Source organism: Sphingomonas bacterium (assembly GCF_903644055.1).
GTDB lineage: Bacteria > Pseudomonadota > Alphaproteobacteria > Sphingomonadales > Sphingomonadaceae > Sphingomonas_I.
On record NZ_CAHJXD010000153.1, the window covers coordinates 1 to 3,209 of the forward strand.

Genomic DNA, 3,209 nt, shown 5'->3' on the forward strand with positions numbered 1-3,209 from the left:
GCTGATCAGCATGGCGCGGACATAGAGGGTACGGCGCGCGAGCGGAAGGCGGGTTTGATCGACCTGCCTACGCATGAAAAAGGGCGCTCAACGGCCGAAGCCGGAGCGCCCTTCCTCACACCTGATTGGGGGTTCCGATCAGGCGAAGCTGACCGCAGCCTTCTTACGGCGCATCGCGGCACCCATGAGGCCGAAACCGCCGACCATCATCGCCCAAGAAGCGGGCTCGGGAACGGCCGCCGCTGACACCTCAAACTTCGTGTTTATCTCATAACCGGGATTTTCAACGTAAGCATTGCCGAACAAGACAAAATCGCGCTGCTCGTTCGTGTTGCTGTTGTACGACGAATATAGCTGATCATTGCCGTTCGGATGCGTGATTTGCACCAGCAGGTCGCCAAGCAGCGGATTGTAGGTGAAGGGAGTGCCGGCGAAGCTGACCCAGCTACCGCTCGACGAAACCGACGGAACGCCGACATAGAAAGTGGCGGCATCGTTACCTAGGTTGCTTGCGGCATTGGCGGAAAGATTGCCCACGCTGTTCTTGCTGGTCGAAAGCGTGAAAGTATAGGTGTCGGAGATCGTGCCTGTCTGACCGAGGTAGAACGAGATCGAGTTGACGCTGACCGGCGCGCTGCCAAATGCGCTCGCCGCATAGACCGACTGGAATACGGTGGTGCAACCGAGCGTACAGTCCGACAGGCTGGTCGAGCCGTTATCGAAGGATACCGTGGTAGCATAGGAAGGATTCGCGATCGGCGACAAGGATAGAGCTGCGACTAATGCAGCCAGATGGCTCTTTTTCATTACGTACCCCCCGAAAACAACAAACCAATCCCCCCGGTAGACAATTTTTTTATATTGTCACGAACCTTCTCCACGATAAAACATCATGGTGCGCCGCTGCGTCGGCCGGATCGGCTCTGGCATCATGAAAAACATCAAATAGGCCTTTGCGCGCTAGGCCGCGCCGCGATCCTTCTTCTGGATCAGTTCATAGGCGTGCTTGTACCAGTCGCTGCCCGGATAATTGCTGCCGAGCACCGCTGCCGAGCGCCTGGCTTCGTCGAGCACGCCCATCTCCAGATAGCTTTCGGTCAGCCGCATCAGCGCCTCGGGAACGTGCGTGCTCGTCTGATAGCTGTCGATCACCTTGCGGAAGCGGATCACCGAGGCGAGCCACTGCGCCTTGCGCTGGTAGAAGCGGCCGATCTCCATTTCCTTGCCGGCGAGGTGATCGTTGATCAGATCGACCTTGAGCCGCGCATCGGAGGCGTAGCGCGTATCGGGATAGCGGCGGATCAGCTCGCCCATCGCGTCGAGCGCCTGCGCCGTCACCTTCTGGTCGCGATCGACGTCGCCGATCTGCTCGTAATAATCGACCGCGATCAGGTAGAGCGCGTAGGACGCATCCCTGTTGCCCGGATGGATCGAGACGAAGCGCTGCGCGGCGGTGATCGACTCGGCATATTCATGCGCGAGATAATGCGCGAAAGCGCTCATCAGCTCGGCGCGGCGCGCCCAGGGCGAATAAGGATGCTGGCGCTCGACCTCGTCGAACAATGCGGCCGCCAGCTTGTACTGACGCTCGTCGAGCCGATCCTTGGCGGCGTTGTAGAGCGTATCGACATCGCGCGCGACATAGCGGTTGCTGTCCTTGCCGAGCTTGACCTTGCCGCCGCAGCCCGCGAGCGCGAGCGCGCCGAAGATCAGCAGCAGGAGGGTGCGGAAGGGAGAGCAAGAGAGACGCATGGCCATGCCCTTAGCCGAGCGTCGCGGGGGCTGGAAGGGGCGATGCGGCGGAGCGATGCCGGGGATCTCGCTACCGGATGCGCTCGGCGCCGCTCGGCGGGCCGCCGGTCGCGGGCTTAGCCACCGGCGCCCTGGGGCTGAGGCCGAGCGTGATCAGCAGCGAGCTCGACACGTAGATCGAGCTGTACGTGCCGACGACGACGCCGAGCATCATCGCGGCGGTGAAGCCGCGCAGCACCGGCCCGCCGAAGATCAGCAGCGAGGCGAGCGCGAGCAGGATCGTCAGCGAGGTCATCACGGTGCGCGGCAGCGTCTCGTTGACCGAAAGATCGATCAGCGCGCGCATTTCCATGCTGCGATATTTGCGCATATTCTCACGGATGCGATCGTCGATCACGATCTTGTCGTTGATCGAATAGCCGATGATCGTCAGCACCGCGGCGACGATGTTGAGGTCGAATTCGAGCTGGGTGACAGCGAAGAAGCCCAGCGTCATCAGCACGTCGTGCGCGATCGCGACGAAGGTCGAGACGCCGAACTGCCATTCGTAGCGCAGCCACGAAAAGACCGCGATGCCGAGCACCGCGAGGAATACCGCGAGCAGCCCGTTGCGCACCAGCTCGCCCGAAACCTTGCCGCCGACGCTCTCGGCCGCGTTGAACACGATGCCGGGATAATGCGCCTTGAGATCGTTCTGCACGGCGTTGACCGTCCGGTTGGTCGCGCCCTCGTCGCCCGCCTGGGGGACGGGCAGGCGGATCGAGACAGTGTCGGGCGTGCCGAAGGTCTGGAGCGACGCCTCGCCGAGGCCGAGCCGATCGACCTCGGCCCGCACCTGATCGAGGCCGGGCGCGGTCCGGAACTTGGCCTCGATCATCACCCCGCCGACGAAATCGACGCCGAGGTTGAGCCCGCGCGCCGCCACCGCGCCGATCGCCAGCACGGTGAGCAACGCGGTCAGCCCGAACGCCCAGTGGCGCATCCGGACGAAGCCGATATTGGTATTGTCGGGCACGATCTTGAGCAGGCGCATACCCTACACCCCTACCGTCACCCCAGCGAAAGCTGGGGTCTCTTGAAATTGAGCGACCGCCCGGCCGCACGAGATCCCGGCCTTCGCCGGGATGACGGAAATGGACGGGCTCATATATGGATCTCCGCCGGGCGGTTCCTGCGGATCCACAGCGCGACCAGCATCCGCGTGAACAGCACGGCGGTGAACACGCTGGTGGCGATGCCGATCAGCAGCACCACCGCGAAGCCCTTGACCGGCCCCGAGCCCAGCACGAGCATGATGAGCCCCGAGATGGCATGGACGGTGTTCGCCTCGAAGATCGTGCGGCTGGCTTCCTTGTAGCCGAGCTCGACCGACTGGACGACGCCGCGCCCGCGCCGCCGTTCCTCGCGGATGCGCTCGTTGATCAGCACGTTGGCGTCGACCGCGGTGCCGATCGTCA

At 63.0% G+C, this 3,209-nt stretch carries 4 protein-coding genes; all 4 read right to left on the reverse strand.

What is annotated here, in order from left to right; all coding sequences use genetic code 11:
* Positions 1 to 138: 138 nt before the first annotated feature.
* Positions 139 to 807, reverse strand: coding sequence for a PEPxxWA-CTERM sorting domain-containing protein (locus HUU94_RS06790; RefSeq protein WP_174274345.1), 669 nt, complete (start codon positions 805 to 807; stop codon positions 139 to 141).
* 153 nt (positions 808 to 960) lie between these two features.
* On the reverse strand, positions 961 to 1,752 hold the full coding sequence (locus HUU94_RS06795; RefSeq protein WP_438827112.1) for an outer membrane protein assembly factor BamD: 792 nt from the start codon (positions 1,750 to 1,752) through the stop codon (positions 961 to 963).
* 70 nt (positions 1,753 to 1,822) lie between these two features.
* Positions 1,823 to 2,785: a protein translocase subunit SecF gene (secF, locus tag HUU94_RS06800; RefSeq protein ID WP_174274347.1), complete on the reverse strand. Its 963-nt coding sequence runs from the start codon at positions 2,783 to 2,785 to the stop codon at positions 1,823 to 1,825.
* Between the two features lie 110 nt (positions 2,786 to 2,895).
* Positions 2,896 to 3,209 (reverse strand): MMPL family transporter (locus HUU94_RS06805; RefSeq protein ID WP_174274348.1); only part of this gene is annotated, 314 nt, incomplete at its 5' end.

Bases quoted from the DNA above. Each gene is read 5' to 3' on its own strand.
- HUU94_RS06790 (WP_174274345.1), bottom strand. From the start codon at position 807: ATGAAAAAGAGCCATCTGGCTGCATTAGTCGCAGCTCTATCCTTGTCG.
- secF (WP_174274347.1), bottom strand. From the start codon at position 2,785: ATGCGCCTGCTCAAGATCGTGCCCGACAATACCAATATCGGCTTCGTC.
- HUU94_RS06795 (WP_438827112.1), bottom strand. From the start codon at position 1,752: ATGCGTCTCTCTTGCTCTCCCTTCCGCACCCTCCTGCTGCTGATCTTC.